22 protein-coding genes and 1 tRNA gene are annotated in these 26,674 nt (G+C 29.2%); 13 read left to right on the top strand and 10 right to left on the bottom strand.

Annotated features, from left to right (window positions below; translation table 11 throughout):
- Positions 1 to 52: 52 nt before the first annotated feature.
- Positions 53 to 1,663, bottom strand: a complete 1,611-nt coding sequence (gene bshC, locus ACSIGC_RS16975) for a bacillithiol biosynthesis cysteine-adding enzyme BshC (protein WP_442265961.1) — start codon at positions 1,661 to 1,663, stop codon at positions 53 to 55.
- A 114-nt stretch (positions 1,664 to 1,777) separates the two neighbouring features.
- Here bshC and ACSIGC_RS16970 point away from each other — a divergent pair, with 114 nt between their 5' ends.
- From ACSIGC_RS16970 to ACSIGC_RS16950, 5 genes are all read left to right on the top strand, one after another.
- Complete coding sequence (locus ACSIGC_RS16970; protein WP_442265960.1) at positions 1,778 to 3,709, top strand: BatA domain-containing protein; 1,932 nt, start codon at positions 1,778 to 1,780, stop codon at positions 3,707 to 3,709.
- Complete coding sequence (locus tag ACSIGC_RS16965; RefSeq protein WP_442265959.1) at positions 3,706 to 4,965, top strand: dihydroorotase; 1,260 nt, start codon at positions 3,706 to 3,708, stop codon at positions 4,963 to 4,965. The genes ACSIGC_RS16970 and ACSIGC_RS16965 overlap by 4 nt, the downstream gene beginning before the upstream one ends.
- A gap of 6 nt (positions 4,966 to 4,971) precedes the next feature.
- Complete coding sequence (locus tag ACSIGC_RS16960) at positions 4,972 to 5,301, top strand: hypothetical protein (protein WP_442265958.1); 330 nt, start codon at positions 4,972 to 4,974, stop codon at positions 5,299 to 5,301.
- A 6-nt stretch (positions 5,302 to 5,307) separates the two neighbouring features.
- On the top strand, positions 5,308 to 5,940 hold the full coding sequence (locus tag ACSIGC_RS16955; RefSeq protein WP_442265957.1) for an alpha/beta hydrolase: 633 nt from the start codon (positions 5,308 to 5,310) through the stop codon (positions 5,938 to 5,940).
- 114 nt (positions 5,941 to 6,054) lie between these two features.
- Positions 6,055 to 6,990, top strand: coding sequence for a sterol desaturase family protein (locus ACSIGC_RS16950; protein ID WP_442265956.1), 936 nt, complete (start codon positions 6,055 to 6,057; stop codon positions 6,988 to 6,990).
- Between the two features lie 57 nt (positions 6,991 to 7,047).
- On the opposite strand, the gene bcp is transcribed toward ACSIGC_RS16950, so the two are convergent.
- Complete coding sequence (gene bcp, locus ACSIGC_RS16945) at positions 7,048 to 7,500, bottom strand: thioredoxin-dependent thiol peroxidase (RefSeq protein ID WP_299679472.1); 453 nt, start codon at positions 7,498 to 7,500, stop codon at positions 7,048 to 7,050.
- 36 nt (positions 7,501 to 7,536) lie between these two features.
- Between bcp and nth the strand changes: the two genes are divergently transcribed.
- Positions 7,537 to 8,196 carry an endonuclease III gene (gene nth / locus ACSIGC_RS16940; RefSeq protein ID WP_442265955.1) on the top strand — a complete coding sequence of 220 codons (660 nt, stop codon included), beginning with the start codon at positions 7,537 to 7,539 and terminating at the stop codon, positions 8,194 to 8,196.
- Positions 8,197 to 8,429: 233 nt separating this feature from the next.
- On the opposite strand, the gene ACSIGC_RS16935 is transcribed toward nth, so the two are convergent.
- Positions 8,430 to 9,014, bottom strand: coding sequence for an RNA polymerase sigma factor (locus ACSIGC_RS16935; protein WP_442265954.1), 585 nt, complete (start codon positions 9,012 to 9,014; stop codon positions 8,430 to 8,432).
- A gap of 252 nt (positions 9,015 to 9,266) precedes the next feature.
- Between ACSIGC_RS16935 and uvrA the strand changes: the two genes are divergently transcribed.
- From uvrA to ACSIGC_RS16910, 5 genes are all read left to right on the top strand, one after another.
- Positions 9,267 to 12,056, top strand: a complete 2,790-nt coding sequence (gene uvrA / locus ACSIGC_RS16930) for an excinuclease ABC subunit UvrA (protein WP_442265953.1) — start codon at positions 9,267 to 9,269, stop codon at positions 12,054 to 12,056.
- 276 nt (positions 12,057 to 12,332) lie between these two features.
- Entirely contained in the window at positions 12,333 to 12,884 is a 552-nt protein-coding gene (locus ACSIGC_RS16925) for a YqgE/AlgH family protein (RefSeq protein ID WP_442265952.1), read from the top strand.
- Positions 12,885 to 13,044: 160 nt separating this feature from the next.
- Positions 13,045 to 13,818, top strand: coding sequence for a hypothetical protein (locus tag ACSIGC_RS16920; RefSeq protein ID WP_442265951.1), 774 nt, complete (start codon positions 13,045 to 13,047; stop codon positions 13,816 to 13,818).
- A 12-nt stretch (positions 13,819 to 13,830) separates the two neighbouring features.
- Positions 13,831 to 14,964 carry a hypothetical protein gene (locus tag ACSIGC_RS16915; RefSeq protein ID WP_442265950.1) on the top strand — a complete coding sequence of 378 codons (1,134 nt, stop codon included), beginning with the start codon at positions 13,831 to 13,833 and terminating at the stop codon, positions 14,962 to 14,964.
- Positions 14,965 to 15,670: 706 nt separating this feature from the next.
- Entirely contained in the window at positions 15,671 to 15,859 is a 189-nt protein-coding gene (locus ACSIGC_RS16910; protein ID WP_442265949.1) for a hypothetical protein, read from the top strand.
- On the opposite strand, the gene ACSIGC_RS16905 is transcribed toward ACSIGC_RS16910, so the two are convergent.
- The 3 genes from ACSIGC_RS16905 to ACSIGC_RS16895 all read right to left on the bottom strand — a co-directional run bounded on the left by ACSIGC_RS16905 (position 15,856) and on the right by ACSIGC_RS16895 (position 18,483).
- Complete coding sequence (locus ACSIGC_RS16905) at positions 15,856 to 17,052, bottom strand: IS256 family transposase (protein WP_442265948.1); 1,197 nt, start codon at positions 17,050 to 17,052, stop codon at positions 15,856 to 15,858. The genes ACSIGC_RS16910 and ACSIGC_RS16905 overlap by 4 nt on opposite strands.
- 117 nt (positions 17,053 to 17,169) lie before the next feature.
- Complete coding sequence (locus ACSIGC_RS16900) at positions 17,170 to 17,997, bottom strand: aminotransferase class IV (protein ID WP_442265947.1); 828 nt, start codon at positions 17,995 to 17,997, stop codon at positions 17,170 to 17,172.
- 102 nt (positions 17,998 to 18,099) lie between these two features.
- Positions 18,100 to 18,483, bottom strand: coding sequence for an START-like domain-containing protein (locus ACSIGC_RS16895; RefSeq protein WP_442265946.1), 384 nt, complete (start codon positions 18,481 to 18,483; stop codon positions 18,100 to 18,102).
- Positions 18,484 to 18,588: 105 nt separating this feature from the next.
- Here ACSIGC_RS16895 and ACSIGC_RS16890 point away from each other — a divergent pair.
- Positions 18,589 to 18,662 (top strand) — tRNA-Met (locus ACSIGC_RS16890).
- A 127-nt stretch (positions 18,663 to 18,789) separates the two neighbouring features.
- Positions 18,790 to 18,933 (top strand): hypothetical protein, encoded by a 144-nt coding sequence (locus ACSIGC_RS16885; protein ID WP_442265945.1) that lies wholly within the window; start codon positions 18,790 to 18,792, stop codon positions 18,931 to 18,933.
- Positions 18,934 to 20,780: 1,847 nt separating this feature from the next.
- Here ACSIGC_RS16885 and ACSIGC_RS16880 read toward each other — a convergent pair.
- The 4 genes from ACSIGC_RS16880 to ACSIGC_RS16865 form a co-directional block, all read right to left on the bottom strand.
- Complete coding sequence (locus ACSIGC_RS16880; protein WP_442265944.1) at positions 20,781 to 20,987, bottom strand: hypothetical protein; 207 nt, start codon at positions 20,985 to 20,987, stop codon at positions 20,781 to 20,783.
- A 475-nt stretch (positions 20,988 to 21,462) separates the two neighbouring features.
- Positions 21,463 to 23,109, bottom strand: coding sequence for a glycoside hydrolase family 16 protein (locus ACSIGC_RS16875; RefSeq protein ID WP_442265943.1), 1,647 nt, complete (start codon positions 23,107 to 23,109; stop codon positions 21,463 to 21,465).
- A gap of 13 nt (positions 23,110 to 23,122) precedes the next feature.
- Complete coding sequence (locus ACSIGC_RS16870) at positions 23,123 to 25,174, bottom strand: PKD domain-containing protein (protein ID WP_442265942.1); 2,052 nt, start codon at positions 25,172 to 25,174, stop codon at positions 23,123 to 23,125.
- 14 nt (positions 25,175 to 25,188) lie between these two features.
- Complete coding sequence (locus ACSIGC_RS16865; RefSeq protein ID WP_442265941.1) at positions 25,189 to 26,664, bottom strand: RagB/SusD family nutrient uptake outer membrane protein; 1,476 nt, start codon at positions 26,662 to 26,664, stop codon at positions 25,189 to 25,191.
- Positions 26,665 to 26,674: the final 10 nt, after the last annotated feature.

The raw sequence follows: 26,674 nt of genomic DNA, 5'->3' as shown, positions 1-26,674 counted from the left end.
TTCAATAGATTAAAAAGAAAAGAGAACCTGAAATTATTTAGGTTCTCTTTTTTTATTTTACCAAAACAAAAAACTCTAACTGTAATGGTTTTAATTCTTGTTTTAATGTTTGTATAAAATCATCTCCATACTCTAAGTAATATTCAGAAAAGTTACGTTTTCGCTCCTCTAAACTCAAACTTGGTAATATTGCACTTTGCAATGAAGTAATTCTTTCTACTAAATCTGATTGTTTTCTTTTTTCTGCTCTTAATAAACGTTTTTGTAGGTTTTCTAAACCTTTTAATTGTTTTTTCTCTTGTGCATTTACAGCTCCTGTAAAAGAAGCGTCAGTTTGTGATGCAATAACTCTTAAGTCTGAAAATTGTTGTTCTAATATGCTTCTTTGTTGTTCAAAATTAAAACTAACCTCAGCATTTTCATTTACTTTTTTAGCTAATAAATCCTGCTGTTTTAAAAATAATTCTTCTACAGAAATAGAAAGTCTTTCTAATTTACCAAATTGTTTTTTACTAATTACTTGCACAGAATTACGCAATAAAAGAATTGGAAAAGGAACTTCTACTGCTTCAAAATACGTTTTTAATTGCATCCAATAAGCTAGCTCTCCTCCTCCACCGATATAGCATAAATTTGGTAAAATAACTTCTTGATATAAAGGTCTCATAATTACATTTGGTGAAAATCGTTCAGGATAATTTTCTACCTCATTTAGAATTTCTTCTTCAGAAAAACTTAAATCCGTATTATTGACTTTATATACACCATCTTCAAGAATTATTCGCTCTCTTAAATTATCCGTTAGATAAAACAAGTTAATCTCTCTAGGATTTACCTGGATCTTGTAATTCTCCTCTAAACTTGTATTTGTTTCTGAAACATGTTTATATGAAACTGAATTTAATAAATCTTTAACGACATATGATTTAAACAACGACTTTAATTTAGAGTCATCTGCATCAATAATTACTAATCCAAATTCAGCAAATAATGAATTCGCTATAAATCGTGTTGCATTAGCTAAATTATCATGTTTTATATAAGCTTCAAAAAACAACTCTTTCAAAAACTCAGCATTTCTAGAGTTTCCTAGTTTATTAGAAAAAGATTCAAATACTTCAGATAATCCTTCTGTACTAAAACGACCTACTCCACCAGCTTGATTTGAATTCCATTGAACTTTTTTTTCTTTGAAGTTGAAATAATTAATCTCCTCAAAATCATGATCTTCAGTAGCCATCCAATAAATTGGAACAAAATTATCGTTTGGATGTTTTTCCTTCAACTCTTCTGCTAAATTGATTGCAGAAATAATCTTGTATAAAAAATATAACGGACCTGTAAAAAGATTTAGCTGATGTCCTGTTGTTACTGTAAATGTATTTTCGTTAGCGAGTAACTCAATATTAGCACTTGTACTTTCAGAAATATTTTCCTTTACATATTGAGTCTTTAAAACTTCAACTAAAACAGTTCTATTAATTTTAGAAAATGTTTTCTTTTTTTCTAATATTTGATTTTTAAAACCTTCTGAATTAGGAAAATTGTGATAAAAACTAGTCAATTTTTCTGATTGCTCTAAATAATCACACATCATTTTAGAAAAAAAACCAGTTTTTTGAAACGGTATGTAAGTACTACACTCACTCTCGGTTAACGACATTAGCTAATTGTTTTGAGTAAAGTAACAAATTTAACGCTTTGCTTACAACTTGAATTCATCTTAACAAAACTTTATAAAATCTATTTTCTATTTTTACATTATAAATAATCTATAATGCAATTTAAACATCCTGAGATTTTATATTTCTTATTTCTTTTAATAATTCCCATTTTAGTACATCTTTTTCAACTGCGAAAATTTAAAAAAGTTCCTTTTACAAATGTTGCATTTTTAGAGAATTTAGTCATAAAAAACAGGAAAAGTTCTCAACTAAAAAAATGGTTAGTTCTATGTACTCGTTTGTTATTAATAACAGCTTTAGTATTGGCTTTTGCACAACCTTTTTTCAGCAATGAAAATGTAGACACAGAAAATCATGTGGCAATTTATTTAGATAATTCTTTAAGTACAAATTCAAAAGGTTCCAAAGGAAACATCTTAAAAGTTGCTAGTCAAGAAATTGCAGAAAATATTTCTCCGAACAATACCTATTCACTTTTAACAAATTCTAATATTTATCAGAATATTTCTGGAGATGAATTGAAGAAAATCGTATTAAACACAAAAAATTCTGTTCAAAGTTTATCAATCAGCGATGTTTTACTAAAACTATCAAATATTAATGGAGCTACAGAAAAAATTTTAGTTTCAGATTTTCAAAATATCAAAGATGAAGCCTTCAATTCTGTATCTTCTACTCTTTCTCTAACTCAAATATTACCAGAAAAAAGAGAAAATTTAGCAATTGATAGTGTGTATTTATCTACTAATACGAATGCTAAGAGCACTATAAATATCAATATTAAAAATCAAGGTACATTAAAAGAAAATATTCCTGTAGCAATATACAATGGTAAAAAATTAATAAGTAAACAAACTTTTACGATTCAAAAAAATGCGGAAAAGGTAATTTCTTTTGCTATTGAAAACATCAGTAATTTTACTGGAATTGTTAAACTTGATCATACTGATACTTTTGAGTTTGATAATGAATTCTTTTTCACTATCAATTCTAATGAAAAAATTAATGTTTTAGCTATTGGAAATGATAATGATTTCTTATCAAGAATTTATACCGAACAAGAGTTCAACTTTACAGGTTCTACAATACAAAATGTAAATTATAACACTCTAAATCAACAACAACTTATTGTTTTAAATGAAGTTGACAAACTTCCTGAAAGCTTACTAAGAAGTTTAATTGATTATACAAAAAATGGTGGAAGCTTAGCAATTATTCCAAATGCAAAATCCGAATTTAAATCGTACAACAAATTATTTGAACGCTTAGGAGTTGGAAAATTATTAAGTAAGAAAATTGATTCCTTAAAAATCACTAAAATTAATTTTAACCATCCTTTATTTAAAAATGTTTTTGATAAAAAGGTGACTAATTTTCAGTACCCAACTACAACAACTACGTTTAATACTAAGATGAATCGATCTAGTAGTATTATCGACTATGAAAATAACGAACCTTTTATACAAGAAACTAATTCTTCTTCTTCTAGTAAAGTATACTGGTTTTCTTCTCCTTTAAACAAAGAGAAAAGTAATTTTACCAATTCGCCTTTGGTTGTACCTGTATTTTATAATATGGGAAAACAGAGTTTAAAGCTGTCTAAATTATATTACACATTAGCCCAGCCTAATACTATAGAAATTGCTACTCAATTAGAAAAGGATGATATTTTAACAATTAAGAATACTAACAATTCTTTTATTCCATTACAGCAAACTTTTCAAACGAAAGTAAAATTAAGCACTAGTGAATTACCTGAGAGCAAAGGTTTTTACACCATTGAAAAAGGAAATCTAAAAGTTCAAACTATTGCTTATAACAATCCTCCTGCCGAAAGTTCATTAAACTACCTAAACATCAATAGTTTAAAAAAGAAAAATATTAGTATAAATAATTCTCTAGAAGATAATTTTAAAAAAATTGAAGATAAATACAAAGTTCATTGGTTTTGGAAATGGTTTTTAATTCTTGCCATTGTATCTTTGTTGCTAGAAATTTTGATTCTAAAATACTTTAAAGTATGATCACGCTTTTAAAATCAGCGAAAATAATAGATCCTTCAAGTCCTTTTCACAATAGCGTAAAAGACATTTTAATTTCAAATGGTGTTATTACTGAAATCAGTGATACTATTGATACCAAAGAAAATTACAATACAATAACTCTTGATAATTTACATGTTTCTACTGGCTGGTTTGATACTAGCGTTAGTTTCGGTGAACCTGGTTATGAAGAAAGAGAAACTATTGAAAACGGACTTTCAGTTGCAGCTAAATCTGGTTTCACACGAGTAGCTGTTAATCCAAATACACAGCCAATTACAGATTCTAAATCTGCTGTAGAATATTTAATTCATAAAGCGACTAGTAAGGCAGTAACACTCCATCCAATTGGTGCTTTAACACAAAAATGTGAAGGTATTGAAATGGCAGAATTGTTTGATATGCAACAATCTGGAGCTATTGCTTTTGGTGATTATAAGAAACCAGTAGAAAACGACAACCTTTTGAAAATTGCATTACTTTATGCTCAAAATTTTGATGGTTTAGTTTTAAGTTTTCCTAAAAACAAGAAAATCGCTGGTGAAGGTGTCGCACATGAAGGTGTTAATGCAACACGATTAGGTTTAAAAGGTATTCCTGCTTTAGCAGAAGAAATTCAAATTGCTAGAGACTTATTTTTATTGGAATATACTGGGGGGAAATTACACATTCCAACCATCTCTACTAAAAAATCGGTAGCACTTATTAAAGCAGCAAAAAGTAAAGGGTTAAATGTTACTTGTAGTACTGCTGTGCACAACCTTTTATTAACTGATGAAAAATTGATTGGTTTTGATGCTAGAGTAAAAGTAAATCCTCCGTTGCGAACAGAAGAGGATCGTTTAGCTTTAATTGAAGGCGTAAAAAACGGAACTATCGATATAATTACTTCAGATCATAATCCTATTGATATTGAAGAAAAAAAAGTAGAATTTTCTATTGCAAAAAATGGAACCATAGGTTTAGAAACTGCTTTCGGAGCATTAAATTCGATTTTTGATATAGAAACGATTACTAAATGTTTAAGTACAAATCCTAAATCTATCTTTGGAATTGATAATACTTCTATAACTATTGATTCTAAAGCAGAGCTTACTTTGTTTACTACAGAATTAGAAGTTGTTTTTAATGAAAATGATATCCAATCAACTTCAAAAAACAGTATATTTATAGGTGAAAAACTTAAAGGTAAAGCATATGGAATATATGCGAACCAACAATTAATTTTAAACACCTAATCTACAATGAGAAATCTAACAACAATCGAACAAGGAAAAACCAATGCTATAATTAGTTATATCACAATAATCGGTACAATTGTAGCTTTTATATTAAACAGTTCTAAGAAGAATGCTTTTACAAGTTTTCATGTTAGACAAATGGTTGGACTAAATTTAATATCACTAATCAATAGCTGGGTAGTTTATCGATTTTTTGGAGGAATTGTCTCTTGGATTATTTCTGGTTTACTAATCGTACTATGGTTTATTGGATTTATGGGAGTGTTGAACGGTGAAGAAAAAAAAGTTCCTATTTTAGGAGATTACTTCCAAGATTGGTTTAAAAGTTTATAATATTTAATGAGTTTATTTTATAAGGAAAGAGCACCGAAAGTTGCTACTGAAAATCCGAATGTTTTAATTTTACTTCACGGATACGGAAGTAATGAAGATGATTTATTTTCTTTTGCTGAAGAATTATCAGATGAATTATTAATAATAACTGTTAGAGCTCCTTATGAAATGGGCTATGGAGGTTATGCTTGGTATGCTATAAATTTTGATGCAAACAACGATAAATTTTCAGACACAAAACAAGCTAGTGAATCTGTAGATAAAATTGCTGTTTTTATTGACGAAATACAAGCAAAATACAATACAAACAAAACATTTTTACTAGGATTTAGCCAAGGTGCAATTTTAAGTTACGGATTAAGTTTACGTTATCCTAACAAAGTACAACATGTAGTTGCATTAAGTGGATATTTACTTGAAGATTTAATTCCAAAAGAAATTTCAGAGTCAATAACAACTGATTATTATATTTCTCATGGAATTGTAGATCAAGTAATTCCTTTTGCTTGGGCTAAAAAAACTCCAGATTTCTTAAATAAACTCAATTTACAAAACGAATTTCATGAATATCCTGTTGGGCATGGTGTTGCTCCTCAGAACTTTTATAGTTTTAAAGATTGGATCGATAAGAGGTTATAATCTTAGTATAAACAATTTCTATGTTTAATAAATTCTTTTAAATAGAGATAGTTTACCTTTGCACGAGATTAAGCTTAGATAACTACTATCTTTTTAACCTAAATGTTTTTTTATATGGATATTTTCACTCACCAAAATGCTTATATATGGTTTGTTCCAATTTGTGCTTTAGCCATTGGTGTTGAGATGTATTTTAGCTATAAACGAAAAGCTAAAAATTATGAATTTAAAGATATTTCAACAAACGTATATTTTGCGTTAGTTAATGTATTTTTAGATGGATTGATGTACGCTACTTCGTTTGTGGTAATGGATTTTTTCTATGATTATCGTTTCATTAATTGGGAAGGTACTGGATTTTTATACTGGTTTATAGCATTTGTTGGTCAAGATTTCTTGTACTATGTACATCATTATGTAGATCATCATTCAAGATTTTTCTGGGCTGTTCATGTTACACATCATAACTCAGAATACTATAATATCTCTACAGGATTCCGTTCACCGGTTCTACAGCCATTTTATCGTTTTATGTTTTTAATTCCATTAATTTTAATAGGAATTCAACCCTTACATATCATGTTTGCTTATGCGATGAACCAGAATTATGGAACTTTATGTCACACGAACTTTATAAAACCAACGAAAAGAAAAGGTTTCGTAGGTTTCTTACTAAAAACTTGGGAATATATATTTGTTACTCCTTCTCATCACAGAGTTCATCATGCTTCTAACATTAAATATTTAGACAAGAACATGGGAATGTTTTTAATTATTTGGGATAGAATGTTTGGTACATTTCAGGCTGAGGAAGAGGAAATGGAATACGAAAAATTAAAATTCGGATTAACAAAACCTTTAGATGACAAAGGACCTGTAAATATCATTTTCCACGAGTGGAAAGATATCTTTAAAGACTTTTTTCATAACAAAAAACATTTGCCTTTAGGAACTCGTTTAAAATATGTTTTTATGCCTCCAGGTTGGAGCCATGATGGAAGTTCGAAAACGAGTAAAGAACTTCAAAGAGAATTAAAGTTAGATAAATAATAAAAAACGCTACAAATATTTGTAGCGTTTTTTATTATTCCAATTTTAGATGATAAATTATCCTAAAATTTGCTCTGCGTGGGCTTTAGTTTTCACTTTAGCGATAACATCAGTTAAAACACCATTTTCATCGATTACAAAAGTAGTTCGGTGAATACCATCATACTCTTTCCCCATAAACTTTTTTGGTCCCCAAACTCCAAATGCATTAATTACAGATTTATCTTCATCTGCTAATAAAGGAAATGGTAATTCGTGTTTGTTGATAAAGTTTTGTTGACGCTTTGCACTATCTGCACTTACTCCTAAAATCTCATATCCTTGCGCTTGAAAAGTTTCATAATTATCTCTTAAGTTACAAGCTTCAGCTGTACAACCTGGAGTACTCGCTTTAGGATAGAAAAAAACAACTAACTTTTTCCCTTTGTAATCTTCTAATTTTATGATATTTCCGTCTTGATCTTTAGCTTCAAAACTTGGCGCGTTATCTCCTATCTTAAGTGTTGTCATAATTTGGTATTTTTGTTAAGTAAAAATACTGAAAAAATGAACAAAACAGAAAAAGTTCAGTTTGTAATTGACACTTTAGAACGATTATATCCAGAAACTCCTATTCCTTTAGATCATACAGATCCTTATACATTATTAATTGCCGTTTTAATGTCTGCTCAGAGCACTGATGAACGTGTGAATAAAATTACACCTTTACTTTTTGAGCGTGCAGATAATCCTTATGACATGGTACAATTGTCTGTTGATGAAATCAGAGAAATTATAAAGCCTGTTGGACTTTCACCTATGAAATCGAAAGGAATTTATGGTTTATCCAAAATTTTAATAGAAAAACATAATGGAGAAGTTCCGAAAAGTTTTGAAGCTTTAGAAGCATTACCAGCTGTTGGACATAAAACAGCTAGTGTAGTAATGGCTCAAGCATTTAATATTCCTGCATTTCCTGTTGATACTCATATTCATCGTTTAATGTATCGTTGGAATTTATCTAACGGAAAAAGTATTGCACAAACAGAAAAGGATGCAAAACGTTTATTTCCTAAAGAAATTTGGAATAAACTACATTTACAAATTATCTTTTATGGTAGAGAGTATTGTCCTGCAAGAGGTTGGAACTTAGATAACGATATAATTACAAGCGCAATCGGAAGAAAAACTGTAATTACAGAATACTACAAAAAGAGGAAGAAATAAAAAAGCTCCAGTTCGCACTGAAGCTTCTTCACTCTTAATTCAAATTCAATTCAATGAGAACATCGTTATTTGTTCTTACCGTTTTGAAGCTTTTGGAAAAGTTTAATATAAATTGTATTGTTGTTTTTTTAGGGTTCATCCTGAAATTGGATGGTTTTTCAGAGTAAATTTGCGCCATATAAATAATTTATTGTTTAATTATAAATAGTAACGCACAACATATCAATTTATTATTAGTTAATTAAAATTATTTTATTCTTATCTATTAATTTTCTGATATTTATCAAAGCATAACGCATTCTTCCTAATGCAGTATTAATACTTACACCTGTATTTTCAGAAATTTCATTAAAACTCATGTCCATGTAAATCCTCATCTTTAAAACCTCTTTTTGTTCTTCCGGAAGTTCCTCAATTAGGTTTTTTACATCTAATAAAATCTGATCTTTAATGATTCGCTTTTCAGCATTTAAAGCATCGTCACTGATAATAGAAAAAATATCAAACTCATCTGAGTTATTAAAAAACGGCATTCTATTATTCTTTCTAAAATAATCAATAACTAAGTTATGAGAAATTCGCATCACCCAAGGTAAAAACTTCCCTTCTTCATTGTAATTACCTTTTTTAAGGGTTTTGATCACTTTAATAAAAGTATCTTGAAAGATATCTTCAGCAACATCTCTATCTTGAACTTTGCTGTAAATAAAACTAAAAATGCGTTGTTGGTGTTTTCTAACAAGAAACTCTAGAGCGATTTCTTTACCGTTAATATACTCTCTAACTAAGACACTATCGTCTGCTATTTTTTTATACATAACTACTACTTTTTGAGAGATATTTCTATCTCATTTTGGGAATTATATTAAATTTTTAAAAGTAGTTTTTTTGTATAGGCGTATGATTTTTAAACAATTATGTACAGGACAAATATATTTTTTTTATCTCAAAAAACAAATTTTAAGTTGTTTAAATTAAAAAAAACATTAATAATTATCTTCATTTTACTTGATTATAGATTGTTACTTGACTGGTAAAATCACTATTTTTGATGTTTATTTTTCGAGTTCATGAAAGTAGATATTACTAAAGTAAATCCCAAAGAAAATATAATCATAAAAGGCGCATCATTACATAATTTAAAAGATATTGATGTAGTTATCCCTAGAAATAAACTTGTGGTTATAACCGGACTTTCTGGATCTGGTAAATCTTCATTAGCCTTTGATACTTTATATGCGGAAGGACAACGACGATATGTAGAAAGTTTATCTTCTTATGCACGTCAATTCTTAGGAAAACTAAACAAACCGAAAGTAGATTACATTAAAGGGATTGCTCCTGCTATTGCAATTGAACAAAAAGTAAATTCTACCAATCCAAGATCTACTGTTGGAACTTCTACAGAAATCTACGATTATATAAAATTATTATACGCCAGAATTGGTAGAACCTTCTCTCCTATTTCTGGAAATGAAGTCAAGAAACATACAGTAACCGATGTTGTAAATCATGTAAAATCGTTAAATGAACAAACAAAACTTCTTTTAATTGCTCCAGTAGTTATACCTAAAAAGAGAACTATTGAATCTTTATTACAAGTTTTAAAACAACAGGGGTATGCTAGAATAAAATACAATAATAAAGTTTATCGAATTGATAAATTCCCTATTGAAGATTTCAAAGGAAATAATATAGATTTAGTTGTAGACAGAGTTGTTATTCAACATGATGAAGATTTCTACAACCGCTTAGCAGATGCTATTCAAACAGCTTTCTTTGAAGGAAAAGGATTTTGTTATGTTGAAAATTTAGAAACAAAAACTAAAACAGAATTTAGTAATAAATTTGAGCTAGATGGCATTACTTTTTTAGAACCAAATACACACCTTTTCAGTTTTAACAATCCTTACGGAGCTTGTCCTACTTGTGAAGGATACGGAAATGTAATTGGTATCGATGAAGATTTGGTAATTCCTAATACAGGACTATCGATTTATGAAGATGCAATTTTCCCATTTAAAACAGATGCTTATAAATGGTATAAGGAAAATTTAATTCTGCATGCAGATAGTTACAACATTCCAATTCACAAACCTTGGTTCGAGCTTACAGAAGAACAACAAAATTTAGTTTGGGAAGGAACAGATAAATTCATGGGAATTCATCATCTGTTTAACGAATTAGAAGAAAAAAGCTATAAAATTCAGAACAGAGTCATGTTATCTCGTTACAGAGGTAAAACTAAATGTCATGAATGCGACGGAAAACGCTTAAGAAAAGAAGCAAACTATGTTCAAGTTAGTGGTAAAACAATTTCTGATTTGGTAAATCTTCCATTAGACGAATTAAGCGTATTCTTTAAATCTATTACTTTAAATGAATATGAAGAGAAAATAGCAAAACGATTATTAACTGAAATTAATAATAGACTCCAATTTTTAACTGATGTTGGATTAAGTTACCTTACATTAAATCGTACATCTAATACATTATCAGGAGGAGAAAGTCAACGTATTAACTTGGCTACTTCTTTAGGAAGTTCGTTAGTTGGTTCTATGTATATTTTAGACGAGCCAAGTATTGGACTTCATCCAAAAGATACAGAACGATTAATTAAAGTACTTAAAAACTTACGTGATCTTGGAAATACGGTAATAGTAGTTGAACATGATGAAGACATCATGAAAGAAGCCGATTACATTATCGACATTGGACCAGAAGCAGGAACTCACGGAGGAAAAGTTGTTGCAGAAGGAACTTACGATGAACTAATAAAATCGAAAACTCTTACTGCTGAATATTTATCTGAAACCCTAAAAATAGAAGTTCCTAATCAACGTAGAAAAACTAAAAATTTCATTAAAATTTTAGGAGCTAGAGAGAATAATCTTAAAAACATAGATGTAACATTCCCTCTAAATAACTTAACAGTAATCACTGGAGTTTCTGGTAGTGGTAAAAGTACACTTGTAAAAAAATTACTGTATCCAATTATGCAAAAGAAATTAATTGGTTACGGAGATAAAATAGGTCAGTACACAGATGTACAAGGAAGTTATGAAAACTTAAAACATGTAGAGTTTATTGATCAAAATCCAATAGGTAGATCATCTCGATCAAACCCTGTTACTTATATAAAAGCTTACGATGATATCCGTAAACTTCTATCTACACAGAAGTTATCTAAAATTAGAAATTATCAACCAAAACACTTTTCTTTTAATGTAGAAGGTGGTCGTTGTGAAGTTTGTAAAGGTGAAGGTGTAGTTACCATTGAAATGCAATTTATGGCCGATGTACATTTACAATGTGACAATTGTAAAGGGAAACGCTTTAAAAAGGAAATATTAGAGGTTAACTTTGAAGAAAAAAATATTGACGATATTTTAAACTTAACTATTGATGATGCTATTGACTTTTTTACAGAAAATGGCGCTATTAAAATAGCAAAAAAATTAAAGCCACTTCAAGATGTTGGATTGGGTTATGTTCAATTAGGACAATCTTCTTCTACTTTATCAGGAGGTGAAGCACAACGTATAAAATTAGCTTCTTTTTTAATGAAAGGAGATACAAAAGATAAAGCGCTGTTTATTTTTGATGAACCTACCACTGGATTACACTTCCATGATATCAAAAAGTTATTAGCTTCTTTTAATGCTTTAATTGAAAAAGGACATTCGATTATTGTTATTGAACATAATATAGACCTTATTAAATGTGCTGATTATATAATAGATTTAGGTATAGAAGGTGGTAAAAAAGGTGGCCAATTAATTTTTGAAGGAACTCCAGAAGAATTGGTTAAAAATAAAAAATCGTACACATCTAAATACATTTCAGAAAAACTATATTAATAAATGATATTTTTACTGTAAAATTTTAAGATTAACTTCTTTAAAAAACAAAAAAATCATAAAATACTTGACTAAAAGATAAGATTTGAAAAAATTCTTTTTTTACTAAATAAAAAACGTAATCAACTAAAAAAAAGAAAGTTATATTTTAATCAGAACTTAAAACCGCTATAAAATATATAAAAAACAAACACTATTAATATTTTTTTCATTAAAAAAAAGTTAAAAGTTTAAAAAAATATTATTATTTTTCTATAGAATTTTTACAAAACACTAATGTTAACCCCGAAAAAAGGCAGATTATTAATAGCTGAGCCATCTATACTTAATGATGACTCTTTTAAAAGAACAATAGTACTTATTACAGATCATTCTGAAGCTAGTTCTGTTGGGTTCATTTTAAATAGACCTATGCAATATGTTTTAGAAGATTTAATACCAGATATAGAATGTAATTTTACCATATATCAAGGCGGTCCGGTTGAACAAGAAAATTTATATTTTATACATCGCGTTCCACACTTATTAAAAGATAGCATAGAAGTTGCTAATGGTATTTATTGGGGCGGTAATTTTGATTCTTTAAAAAACCTATTAAACGAAAATTTAATTAAACCTTCAGACATAAGATTTTTCCTTGGTTATTCTGGCTGGGGATCTCAACAATTAGAAAGTGAATTGAATACTGAGTCTTGGTTTATTTCCGAAAATGATTTTAATAATATTTTTATTGAAGACGAAGAAGCTATCTGGAAAAACAAACTACTACAAAAAGGCGGAAAATATAAGATTTGGGCAAATGCTCCAGCAGACATCACTATGAATTAATTTTTCTTTTTAAATATTACTTCTTAGACTTTACAAAACTTACTTTCAAGTCACTTCTTCCAATTAAAAAACAAAAGAATAAAATCCTTTTTTTTCAAAAACAAGGTTTGTTTATCTAAGTATCTAATACATTATATATATTAGCAAAAAATAAATATTTATGTTAAGCAAAAGTTTTTTACCAATTATTCTATTACTTTTTATTTTTTCATGTGATTCACCCAAACCAAATCATAATGCAATTGCTGAGGAAGAAATTCCTGAATGTAAAATCATGATTGTTTTAGGAGATGACAGAAGTGGTTCTTCTGAAAGTATTCAAAAATTAAATCAAGATGACTACAAAGCTATTGTTGATGTTATTAATCAAAACGGAAGCGGTTATTTCACTTCAACAATTATAGGAAATCCAGCACCTAATTCTAAAGAAATTTTCAGGTTAAAAGTTAGCGCTTTAAAACCTTACAAGAATATTTTAACTTCAGAACACCCAACATTATCTGAACAAGCCAAGCAAAAAAAATACAACGATAAGATTAAAGCTAAAAATGAAAAAATTAAGAAGAAAAATGCTTCAAAATTAAACAGCTTTTTATCTAAAACTGTTCAAAGTTCAATTTTAAACTACACCCCTTACAAAGGAAAAGATATTACTAATATAAACCTTGCTTTTGAACACATTAACAAACTTTTAAAAGAACCAAACGTAGAAGATTATGATAAAGTTATGGTAGTTCTTTTTACAGATGGTGTAAATGAACCTAGAAGATCTGGAAAAATTGAAAAAATTAAAACCAAATTAGCTTTACCTGATAATGCTGAATTGTTTTTAATTGGTTGGAAAGATACTTCTATTTTTGAAGGAATTGAACTAAATGAATTTGAAGGCAAAGAAGGTTTCTTTAGCTATATTGAAGACTTTGAATGTATATAAAAACTAACTGTTATGATAATAAACTGGGACAAACCTTCTACTGATGAATCGGAAGATCTTTTTAAAATCTCTGATGAACTAGCTTCAAGAGCAAATTCTGCATCTAAAAGAGCTAGAGATACTTTTGAAATTTTAAAACCAAATGAAGAAAAACTTAAACAATGGGATAAAATTATGTCTAATGCATATGTTGTTCCATTTACAATTGCTTTTGTGGTTATATGCATTTTAGAATATTATTTTAGTAGAGAAATTTATAGGGATATTTTACCTCAAGCACCTTGGGTTATTGGTGTTGGTATAATTTTCATTTCTATCGTAATTGCAGAATTAATGGTTGGAATGCTAAGTTCTCACACCAGAAATAAACGTTTTTTTGAAGAGAAAAAAGTTCCTTCAAACTCCGCAAAACCAGAATCTGACATTAGAAAAGGAATTGTAAGAGATGTTAGAATTCAATTTTTTGTTGGTAGTACATTATTTTCTGCCATTGGTGTTGCTATATATTATTTCTCTAAAGAACGTGTTGCGAGAGAAATTTCAGCAGGAATTAGAGAATCAGTTTTCGGAATTCAAGATGTTTTACCTGTACTTTTTTATGTACTTGAAGTATTGGCAGGATTGTTTGTGTTTTACTTGTTTAAAAGATCTGTTTTAGCTATAAAAAACTACAGAAGTAGAAAGAAATATAGTAAAGAAGTAAATAACGCCAGATCTAATACAAGTGAATCTTGTAAATATTTTGATGATGCTGAAAAGAAAGGCTATAATACTTTTTTAGATGATGTTAGCAATAACGTCCACTTAGGTTTTTATAGAAACAAACATCAGAACACCAACGAACAACATTTAAAATATGTAAATGAACCTGAAAAAGAACTTCAGGCATTTAAAGCATTATTTAAAAATGCTAATGGAACACCAATACAGGTAACCATAGATGCATTAACTGAATATAAGTTTAGAGAAAGTAAAACTAGCAATACAGAAGGAATAATTGACATGAATTTTAACTCTTATCCTGAAGATCAAATTAAACAATTTAGAGTTACATATTTTGATACTAACAAAGAAAAAGTAGTTGAAGAAATATCAGGAAATTATTCTTTAAATAATAATACACCTTATGAAATTATTTTAAAGTAAACTAAAAAAAGAGATTTATATAAATTATAAATCTCTTTTTTTTACACATTTTTTTTTCATCTATTTCCATTATTCTTATTAGCATAAATTCTCTTTTTGTAGTTACACCTACTTCTAATCGACTTAAAAAAACTACACTTCAGCAGTTTAAGCTTATTAAATCAACAATTCGTTAATATCTTGTAGCTGTATAAAAACAGAAACATGAAAATTAAACCTACAATAGTAAGACTAATAAAATGTCATGGAAATGAATTCGAAATTGAATTCCTAAAAGTAAATCGATTTATATCTGTAAGTAGATATTATTACGAAAAAATGTCAAATAGTCCCAAAGAATTTATATTCATTAATTAACATAGCTAATAAAACAGATAAGTTCTATAGCTGTTTTCTATGTTTTAAAAATGGTACCCTCTTATAATTATTACTTTTAATAATCCAATTTGTCTTTTTTAAATTTAGAAAATAGATCAGGTAATAGTTTCTTTAAAATATAATTTTGATTTTCATGTAACTCAATTATTTCTTTCTTCCCCCACAATTCACCACTTATTAAAATATATAATTACACTCCTTTATTTTGATTACAAACCAAAAAACACATAAAAACAACCATTCATCCACAAAAAACATCCATATAACTAAAAAAAAAGTAATCAAACTACTTTCTCAATAATTTCACATTCAGCTAATTTTTTCAATAATGAATTATCCTGTAAAAAAACTTAAATTTATTACTCCTAATGGTAGTGAAATAGAAATGGAAATGCCAATAGCAAACTTAACATTAACTGTAAACAGATATTCTAATAAAGAGTACTTTGTCGATAAAATTAAGGTGACACTATCCCAAAAAGTGTGTAAGTTCAAAATATCAGGGTTAAGGTTTTAAATCTTAATCCTGTCTTCAAATATAGCCAAAAACTGGTTAAGAATAATCCCCCAGTTTCTAACGGGCATTGTCCATTTTTTTGTACTCTGTCTTAAAGCCAAGAACACAGATTTAATTACAGCTTCATCTGTTGGGTATGAGAGTTTATTTTTGGTGTATTTTCTAATTTTCCCATTTAGATTTTCGATTAGGTTTGTGGTATAAATTATAGTTCTAATTTCAACAGGGAAGTCAAAGAACACCGTAAGTTCATCCCAGTTATTTTCCCAGCTTTTTATGGCATAAGAGTACTTTGAGTTCCATTTGATTTTAAAGTCTTCTAAAGCTGCTTTAGCGGCTTCTTTAGTGGGCGCTGTGTAGATTTGCTTCATGTCAAGAGTAAAAGCTTTTTTATCTCTCCACACGACATATCTACAAGAATTTCTAATTTGATGAACTACACATATTTGAGTAGTAGAATTAGGGAAAACTGTTTTTATAGTATCAGTAAAGCCATTTAAATTATCGGTAGCTGTTATCAATATATCCTGAGTTCCTCTAGCTTTAATGTCGGTTAATACGGTCATCCAAAAAGCAGACGATTCATTTTTACCCAACCATAAGCCTAGCACTTCTTTCTTACCATCTGTTCTTAAGCCTACTGCCATATAGATGGTTTTATTGATAACCTTAGAGTTTTCTCTAACTTTAAAAACAATACCATCCATCCAAACAATTAAATAAGTAGCTTCTAATGGTCTATTCTTCCAAGCTATTATATCATTGGTGATTTTATCTGTAATTCGAGATATAGTAGAACTAGAGATATTAAAACCGTAAAGTTCTTTTATTTGATCTTCAATGTCACTAGTACTCATTCCCTTGGCATATAGGGATATGATGATATTCTCAACTCCATCAGAGGTACTTTCTCTTTTCTTGACAAGCATAGGGTTAAAACTGCCTTCTCTGTCTCTAGGAACTTGTATCTCTGTTTCGCCTAGTGAGGTTTTTAATTTCTTTTTAGAATATCCGTTGCGAACATTCCCAGTGCTACTTTTCTTATGTTTTTCATAGTCTAAATGAGCATCTAATTCTCCTTCTAGAATCTTTTCTATACCACGTTTATGAAGCTCTTCTAGAAAACTAGTTAATTCTGAACCGTTACTGAATTGTTTTAAAAAGTCATCGTTTAATAAATCTTCTGGTTTCATCTTTGCGTAAAATTTTAAAATTAATTATTTAAAAAAAATATCGGGGTTGAATTCAACCCCGATATTTTTAAAACTTACACAGTTTATGAGATACTACCATTAAGGTTAACGTTTATCTTAACTAGTTAAAACCATAAGATCTAAACTTTTTCTAATTTTCATAGAAATCTCAGTTTTAAATTCTTTTTTTCTATAATTAGTTACTGGTTGAACGCCTATAACAGCATTGGTAATAAACACTTCATCTGCCTTCTGAATTTCAAAAGGTGAAATAGATGTTTCTTCAATTGTAAAATCTTTATGATCCTCTAATAATTCGATAATTTTTTTTCGAACTATGCCTTTTATACACCCCTCTGTTAGTGCAGGTGTTTTAATTATATTTCCTTTTATTATAAAAATGTTTCCATTTGTAACTTCTGCAACTCCTTTTCTTTCATTTAACAAAACACAATTATCTAAATCATTTTCTTCTGCAAAAACAGCAGCTATGGTATTCAACATTCTATTTGTTGTTTTAACTGTAGATAATAATCCTGAATAATTATAAAAGTCTTTATATAAATCTAATATATACTTATCTTTAACTTCAACTTTTGCAGGTTTAACATCGATAACATAATCTATTTCATTAGTTTTTGGAGTATATAAACCTCCATCTTTTCTGTATACAGTTAACCTAGCCCTTAAACTATTCTCTGAAAACTTTTCAGATACTTTTTTAATTTCATCTTCTAAAAATTCTAAAGTGAACTTCATAGGAATTTTCATACGCAACATACGCATAGAGGCCATTAATCTAAAATAGTGATCTTCAAAAAACACTACTTTTCCATTTAAAATTTTAATAGTTTCAAAAATACCATCACCAAATTTAAATGCTCTATTTTCTAGAGTTAACTGAAATTCAGATGCGTCGATTATATTTCCGTTATGATTTATCATTCCTTAAAAATTTAAAGAACGAAATTAGTAAAATAAAACAATGTTATAAATAAAAAAACTCAGCATTTAGCTGAGTTCATATTTATTTAATAACAGAAGTAATTATGCTCCTATCAAATGTTTTAATTCATCTATTTGATTCTCCCAAAGCATCTTAGATTCTTCAGCAGATTCTTCATCATCTGCAAAATCAGTAACAATTAGAGAAACATCTTTTGTTAAAGGGTCAACCTGAACTCTAAATTCAAAATAACTTTCGTCATCTTCACTCTCGGTCCATTTAAATTTAATTCGTTCATCCGCTTTTTTTGTTATAATGGTTGCTTCTTCTTCACTATCATCCCAAAAAAAGGTAATAATTTTTCCTCTAGAATTTACTCGATCTGCAAACCACTCTTCTAAACCTGAAGGAGTTGCAAAATATTGATATAACAACGCTGGTGAAGCGTGTACAGGTATCTCTAATTCAAATTTAACTTTACTCATTTACATTTAAGTTTAGCACACAATATATATAAATATTCTTTTTAAAAAAAATGATATTGTTTTCTTGTGTGTAAAAAAAAATGAACTATATTTGCATCCGCAATCGGCGAGGTAGCTCAGGTGGTTAGAGCGCAGGATTCATAACCCTGAGGTCGGGGGTTCAAGTCCCCCCTTCGCTACAAGATTTCTCGAAGCCCTTTAAACACAAGGGCTTCAGAGAAAAAACCAAAAAAAGCATGCCAAATACTCGCTATTGATTTTTCCATTTTTTTTTACAGTTGAAGTAGCATTATCGACGTAAAAAAAATGTCAAAACTTCAAAATCATCAAAATCTCACTCCGTTTATAGATTATATTCCAGCTCAAGTAAAAGAGAATAAATATTGGATTATAGAATATTATGCTATAGATCCCTTTTTGATCCAAATAAAAACAAATTTCAAGCATTAAAGAGAGAAGAAAATTTGCTCAAAAACTCTGTTTAAAAACCAACCATAAACTTGCAAAAGGTTAGACTCCCTTTGTTGATGAAAACAATACAAAATCATACTATAAATTATTTGATATTCTGGATTTATTCTTAAATCAAGCTAAACAAAGAGAAAAAAACAAGACCTAAGAAAAGATTCCATCAGAGATTACAAGAGTTCTATTAAAATTTAAAGGAAGTTTATTTATCAATAAGTTTAATGAAGATTTATATGTCAGACACAATTTAATAGTTTTAACCCTATTAATCTCTATTACAATAATCATTTAACCTTGTTTGTCTTTTTCATTTAAAATAAAAAATGTCATTTTCAAATTGGGATACTCTAACAACTTCTAGATTATATTAATTATGATTGCTCTAAGTTCATTTTTCTATTAAAAGATGTACGGATACTGTATGCGTACAATAAATAATTCATCTTTTCTATTTCTACTTTTACTTTTACCTTCACCTAATATTGGGTAAACTTAAATTTATTAATTATGTTAAAAAACATTTCAAACTTAGGCTCTAAATTGAACAAGCTAGAGCAACAATCAATCAATGGTGGAATTGCTAAATATTGCTCAAAGGAACAAATAAAGCTAGGATGTGTAGAAGTTTTTTCACAAAGAGTATGTCTTTGTCCTATTTAATATTTTAGTCCTATTTTTTTAATTAATAAAATTGATTTCTATAAATAACAAAAAAATCAATATAGTCTTATACTATATTCTTATAATAAACATCAATTAGTTTAATTAAAATTATACATACTTAAATCGATTACAAACTAAAAACAAGCGAACTAAAGTTCGCTTGTTTTTAGTTTGTAATCGACTACTACTTCAGATATTTATATATTATTATATAGAATCCTATTTTTTTAATCAAATTTACACTAAAGAAGTTTACCCTTTTTTCTTACTTTAATTTGTATACTCATCAGTAATTATTCCACTCAATTTCTCATTTAAGAAAAGATTAATAAATTTAAATTATGATATTATATAATTTTTAGTTTACTAATCACCATTCCCAAATATTTTTCTATTAAAAATGTACGGATACTGTATGCGTACAATAAATAATTCATCTTTTCTCTTTCTACTTTTACTTTTACCTTCACCTAATATTGGGTAAAACTTAAATTTATTAATTATGTTAAAAAACATTTCAAACCTAGGATCAATCCTAAACAAAAAAGAATTAAAAAATATTAATGGCGCTAGTAAGTTCGAAGTTTGTAATTTTGAAGGTGCGCCAATAATCTGCAAAGTAGGACATTGCCAATTAAATGAAAATGGTAATTGGTCTTGTCTTTAATCTTATTTTAGATAAAGTGATCTTTCAGATCGCTTTATCTTCTAGTAAAAATTTATTTTACAGAAAATTAAAATTGACATATACAAAAAAGAAGACAGATACTATAAATTCGTACCAGCCTTATTTTACACTAATTCAAATATTTTTAACTTTTAATAAAAAAATATGAAATTCATTTATTAAATTTGAAATGTCTAAAAGACGTTTTAGACACTTTTTCTTTTTCATAGCAATTTTCCCACTCAAGCTTTGAGTGGGTTTTTCTTTTAAATAATAAATAATTATTTATAACTATTGTTACACTTAATTTATTAACACCAAACTCCACTTTATCAATAAATCACTTATTTTCAATATTTTACATTTCATCACTCACAAACATTTCTTGTTTTCAATACTAGTCGTAAATAGAGAAAATAATTTTATGTTATAGGCAAAAAAAAAAGAAGATCTCGCTTTTAGCGAAATCTTCTATTATATTATTTGGAAAAGATGTATCCTAAAAATAGGTTAATTGGCAAGTTCCGTAACTACTGTACCTACTTTTCTTACAGTAAACATCTGGCCATCCAAATGTACCTCCAAAAGCAGAACAATCTGCATTTGTTTGACAAGCCTTTCCAATTATAGGAAGTTGCCCTCCATTAATTTCTTTTTGCTGACTTTTCGATAGAAATTTACCTAAGTTTTGAATGTTTTTTTTCATTATAATAATTTTAAAAAAGGTTAATTTTTGCTTTTGTAAAAAAGCACCTCGTTAAATATAATTATTTTATTTTGAATATACTATCGATAATTGTTATTGATTAAAAAACACAACAGAATAAAAAAAAGAAGTACAGAATAAGTTAACATCGTTACACATACAAATCTATAAACACATTATTTAAAAACAATTAAAAGCTAAAACTACTGTATTTACTAACTTTTAAAAATCATAAAACATAGTTACTCTATAATTGATTACAATCTTAAATTATGCTATTTAAATTTTATTCTCTATTTTTTCACCATATTAGTAATAGTTTATATTACATAAAAAAAATGCACAACTTTTAGCCTCATAGTAAAATATGAGGCTTTTTTAATTTTATAATTTCAAACATTATAAAGTCAATAAAAAAAGAAGACCGATACTATAAATTCGTACCAGCCTTCTTTTACACTAATCCAAATATTTTTTATTGATAAACCCTAACGTAGTCTATTTCCATTGTAGCTTCTGAGAAGCTTGAATCAATAGAGCCACCTAAAGTTCCTCCCATTGCTACATTTAAGATCAAAAAGAAATTCTCATTGAATGGCAAAGCTGAAGTATTGGCTAATTCATAATATTTAACATTATCTAAATACATGCTAATACTAGACTCTGTCCATTCTAAAGTATATAAATGAAATTCTGATGTTGCATTAGTAATTGAAGTTGTTTGACCAAAATCTGCTTTTGTATTACTTGCTGTATCTTGCCAATGACAAGTTGCTAGAACTGTATTTTTATCAGCTCCTGTTTGCTCCATAATATCAATTTCGCCAGAAAAAGGCCAACCTACTGTAGAGAAATTAGAACCTAACATCCAAATTGCAGGCCAAGTACCAGCGCCTTCAGGTAATTTAGCTCTAACTTCTACTCTACCATATTTAAAATCGTATAGACCTTCTGTTTTCAATCTTGCTGAAGTAAAGGCACTTCCTGAAAAATTTTCTCGCTTTGCTGTAATTACCAGATTTCCATTCTCAACTACTGCATTATCTGCTCTATCTGTATAATACTGTACTTCATTGTTTCCCCAACCATTTGTTCCTGTACCAATATCATAAGTCCATTTTGTTGGATCTGGCGCTCCATTGATTTCAAAATCGTCTTCCCAAATTAATGTATTAAAAACAAATGGGGAAGTTGTTTGAGGATCTTGTGTGGTAATTAAAAACCACCAATCAAATTCATTGTTCGCATCTGTAATCCTTAAAACTAATTCATTTGGGATTTGACGATCGAATATTTCATAATTGTGATTTCCTATATAATAACCTATAAATCCTATTCCTGATAAAGAAATTGTTTCCACTCCACCTGGAGCTATTAAACTCCATGTTCCTGAATAATCTGCTAATGTATAATTCAATACATCTGCATTATCTATAGTTCCACCTGAACCACCAGAGCTAGATAATTCATCTATCAAACCATTTCTACCAAAAACAGTTCCGTTTGTTTGATGCTGAAAACTTCCATCTGAATTGAATACAAAACGATCATCATACATTCCAACACCTTCTTTTTCATTTGCTGATGCTTGATACCACTCTCCAAATATCGAACCTCCAACAGGTCCTAAACCAAAATGGCCTCCAACTTCCGCTTTAATTCGCCATGTCTTTGAAGAAACAGCATTTGGATCTGCTGGATCGAATCCGTATAATTTATTTTTTAAATCATCTGGTGCTTCATATAAAGCTAATACATCTACTTGTATTGTTTTACTTGATGAAACTCCTCCTGTACCTATTGCAACTACTGTTACTGTATATGTATTTACTCCTAATTCACTAAAATTATATGTGATTTTACCATCTGGTTTAGATGATTCAATACCATTATAAATAAACTTAAACGATAAAGCATTTTCTGCTGTGGCTCTAAAATTTACAACTCCACTACCATCGCCGTTAGGATTTGTAGTATCTTGACCAATGATTTCTGCTTCAATAGTAATATTACTCGGTGTAATAATATCTCCAAAATCATAGTTATTCTCTTCACAACTATTTAATAATAGCATTGTAAAAATTATGATAACTATTTGAGGTATATATTTCTGTATTTTCATTGCTATCCTTGGTTTAATTCGTTAATGTTAATTCGTCATAATAATACTCACTGCCATCTCCATTGACTCCGAAATCAAAGAAAATAACTACTCGAACATAATCGGCTGCTGGTGCACCACTAAAATCATAAATCAATTCTTCCCATGAATTGGAAACTGTAGTGTTTAAATCAACTTCATGTGTAATACTGGCATCTTGATTCTCTAATTTTAACTTCACTACTGCTCCTTGTTTGGGTGACCATGTTTTTACACTAATCTTTGAATAAGTAGTGAAATCTAATGCTGTATCTGTCTCAAAAAAAGCTCCTGCCCAAACTTCTGAACCACTTGTCTTTGTTAACTTTGCTACATTAGATGTAGTATTTACACCATTCATGTCTGGATTGGTAATGACTTCAACTCCAGCTATATTTCCGAATGATGTAAAACTTGGTGCTGTACCTTCAAAATCTTGGAATACTAACGAAGAAACTCCTGAATCGTTTACTAGGGTAATATCATCGTAATAATATTCACTACCATCTCCATTGACTCCAAAATCAAAGAAAATAACTATACGAACATAATCGGCCGTTGGGGCTCCACTGAAATCATAAATCAATTCTTCCCATGCATTAGAAACTGTAGTGTTTAAATCAACTTCATGTGTAATACTAGCATCTTGATTCTCTAATTTTAACTTCACTACTGCTCCTTGTTTAGGTGACCACGTTTTTACGCTAATTTTTGAAAAAGTAGCTAAATCTAATGGTGATGAAATTTCAAAGAATCCTCCTGCCCAAACTTCTGACCCTGAGCCTTTAGTTAATCTGGCAACATTAGCCGTAGCGTTAATTCCACTCATATCTGGATTAGATACAACCTCTACTCCTGCTCCTCCGAAACTTGTAAATACTGGTGCTGCTCCTTCAAACCCTTCTACAACTTGACTTGTAGTATTACTCGGATTTTTCCAGAAATAAACATTATCAATAAATACAATACCTGCTCCACTTGGATCGCTTGAGATAATATACTGATTGATATCTGAAAATGATTCCATTCCTACTGCTGCAAAATCTGATAAAGGAATATCTAAAGAAACCCATTCTCCTTGAGTTGGAGTAAATGACAATTCCGCTTCGGTATCACCTGCTCCTCCAAAACCATCTCCTTTGAAATCAACTAATTTTAAACGGAAAGCTGTGATGTTTGGAGTCCAAACATCTAAGTGGATAAACTCCATTCCTGAAGCATCTACTGGTGAACTTACTGTTTCTATTCCATTGAAATTTAACCCAGTGTATTTCTTTGTCGCATTACCTGCAATCATAACATCTTCAAAACTTGCTGCACTCCAAACTGTATTCCAGGTATCGACACTAACATCAGTATAAGCATCACTAAATAATGAAATAACATCTGATTCAGCTCTACTTCTTGGCGTAGCGGCCGCTGTAGTTGGTGCTAAAATTTCTGTAACCGTAAAGGTAGCTGTATATTCTGTAGTCGCAATTGCTGCTCCTTTTGCTACAACTCGAATATCGTAATCTCCTGGAGCTTGATAAACATAACTTAATGATTCTCCTATGTTGGCTGTAGCCACTGGTTGGCTTACTCCTGATTCTCCTGAGTAAAACTCATACATAGTCGCGTAATCTGCTGTAGCTGTAACATCAACTTGTTTTGAAACACTTACACTATTTTCTATAGTAATCATTAAATTCTCTGGAGCTTTAAAAGAAACAACTAATTCTTGTGTTACTTCTGATTTTTTTCCACTGATATTAAAAGCCTCTATTTTTACCATGTAAGTCCCTTCTCCATAAACATGAGAAACACTTTGACCAATAGCTACATCAGCAAAATCCGAACTACCATCTCCAAAATAAACTTTAAAACTATTTGCACCATCTGCTGTGGGCGTAATTGTAACCAAACCCGTATTGTCTTGCGCTAACGAATAAGTCGCCGAAACATTAGTAGGAGAAACCAAACTGTCTACAAAAGATAGATCACGATCTTCTTCTATACAACCTACTAAAACTAATAATCCTAATATGATATAATATATTTTCTTCATAATCTTATTTGTATTTATTGTTCTGAACATGTAGAAGTTGCATATCCTTTATTTTGACACCAATTATTTCCTGCTAATTCTATTTCAATTCTAGGAATTGGAAACAATTCATTTTTTCCAGCTGTAAATCCAGGTATTGATGAAGTTTGACCAGTACGAACTTGATCAAAAAATCGATGCCCTTCTCCAGCTAATTCTAATCGTCTTTCTAATAAAATATTATCTAGAGTTGCCGTAATTCTATCTGTTGTAGTTCCAAAAGCCCTATCTCTCACTTGATCTAAGTATCCTTGTGCTACTCCGGAATTTCCTGATTGAACATGAGCCTCAGCAGCCATTAACAATACATCTGCATAACGAATAGCTCTGTAATTATTACTATGTGTTAATCGAGTATCTAAAGCATTTCCTTCAGCAAAAGGAATGTATTTAAAATTAAAATATCCATTATGATCATGTCCTTGAGTAAATGTTACATCTGGTCTTGTTGCAACAAAATCATTAATATTAAAAAACGTTGCGTTTCTTCTAGTATCTCCTGTTTGATAAGCATTCACTATATCTAAACTCGGAATATTAAAACTAAAACCTTCTGCATAAGGAGCATAATTCCCTGTTCTAAATCTAGGTCCCATAAAACCAACTGCTATATTTCCTTCTACACATTGGAAACAATCGAAACTTGCTCCTTCTTGCCCAAAATATTGTACTTCAAAAACAGATTCAGAATTATTTTCATTTTGATTTGAAAAAATCATCGAAAAACTGGGCACTAAACTATATTGACCAGAACTTACAACTTGGTCTAAAACTTGTGCTGCTTGAGTATATTTTTGTTGATACAAAAATATTTTACCTAATAGAGCCAAAGCTGCCCCTCTTGTAGCTCTACCAGGCTGTGTTTGTTGCCATGGTAAAATAACAGCAACACTTTGTAAGTCCTTTTCTAACTGAGTATAAATCTCGGTTACACTAGACTTACCTATACTTTGAGATTCTTCAATACTTATTCTTTTGTCTAAATACATAGGAACACTTCCGAAGAATTTCACCAATTCAAAATAATAATATGCTCTTAAAAATTTAGTTTCTGCTATTACTTGATCTTTCCTATCGAAATCTGTTTTATCTTTAAACTCAATGATATAATTTGCTCTACTAATTCCTGCATACATCCATTGAAAAATATTTCTTAATGCTCCATTATCAGGATTATGCGTCATATCATCTATCTGTTGCCAATCTAAAACATCGGTAGGGTTTTCACCTCCACACAAACTATTATCAGAGGCAATTTCTCCCAAAATTTGATTTAAATATGTAGTTGACAATAAATCGTAAACTCCAACTAACGCATTTTCATAATCTTCTGCAGTATTAAAAAAGTTCTCTGTATTTTCTTGTCCTTCTGGTAAAACCTCTAAATAATCATCACAACTTAAAGTAGTAAGAAAGATTATTATCGCTATTATTTTTATATTGTTTTTCATCTTCTACTGA

It is taken from the genome of Tenacibaculum aquaeponti, assembly GCF_052084715.1.
Lineage (GTDB): Bacteria > Bacteroidota > Bacteroidia > Flavobacteriales > Flavobacteriaceae > Polaribacter.
The sequence above is the reverse complement of the archived record's forward strand: the minus strand, read 5'-3'. Positions and strand labels throughout refer to the sequence as shown.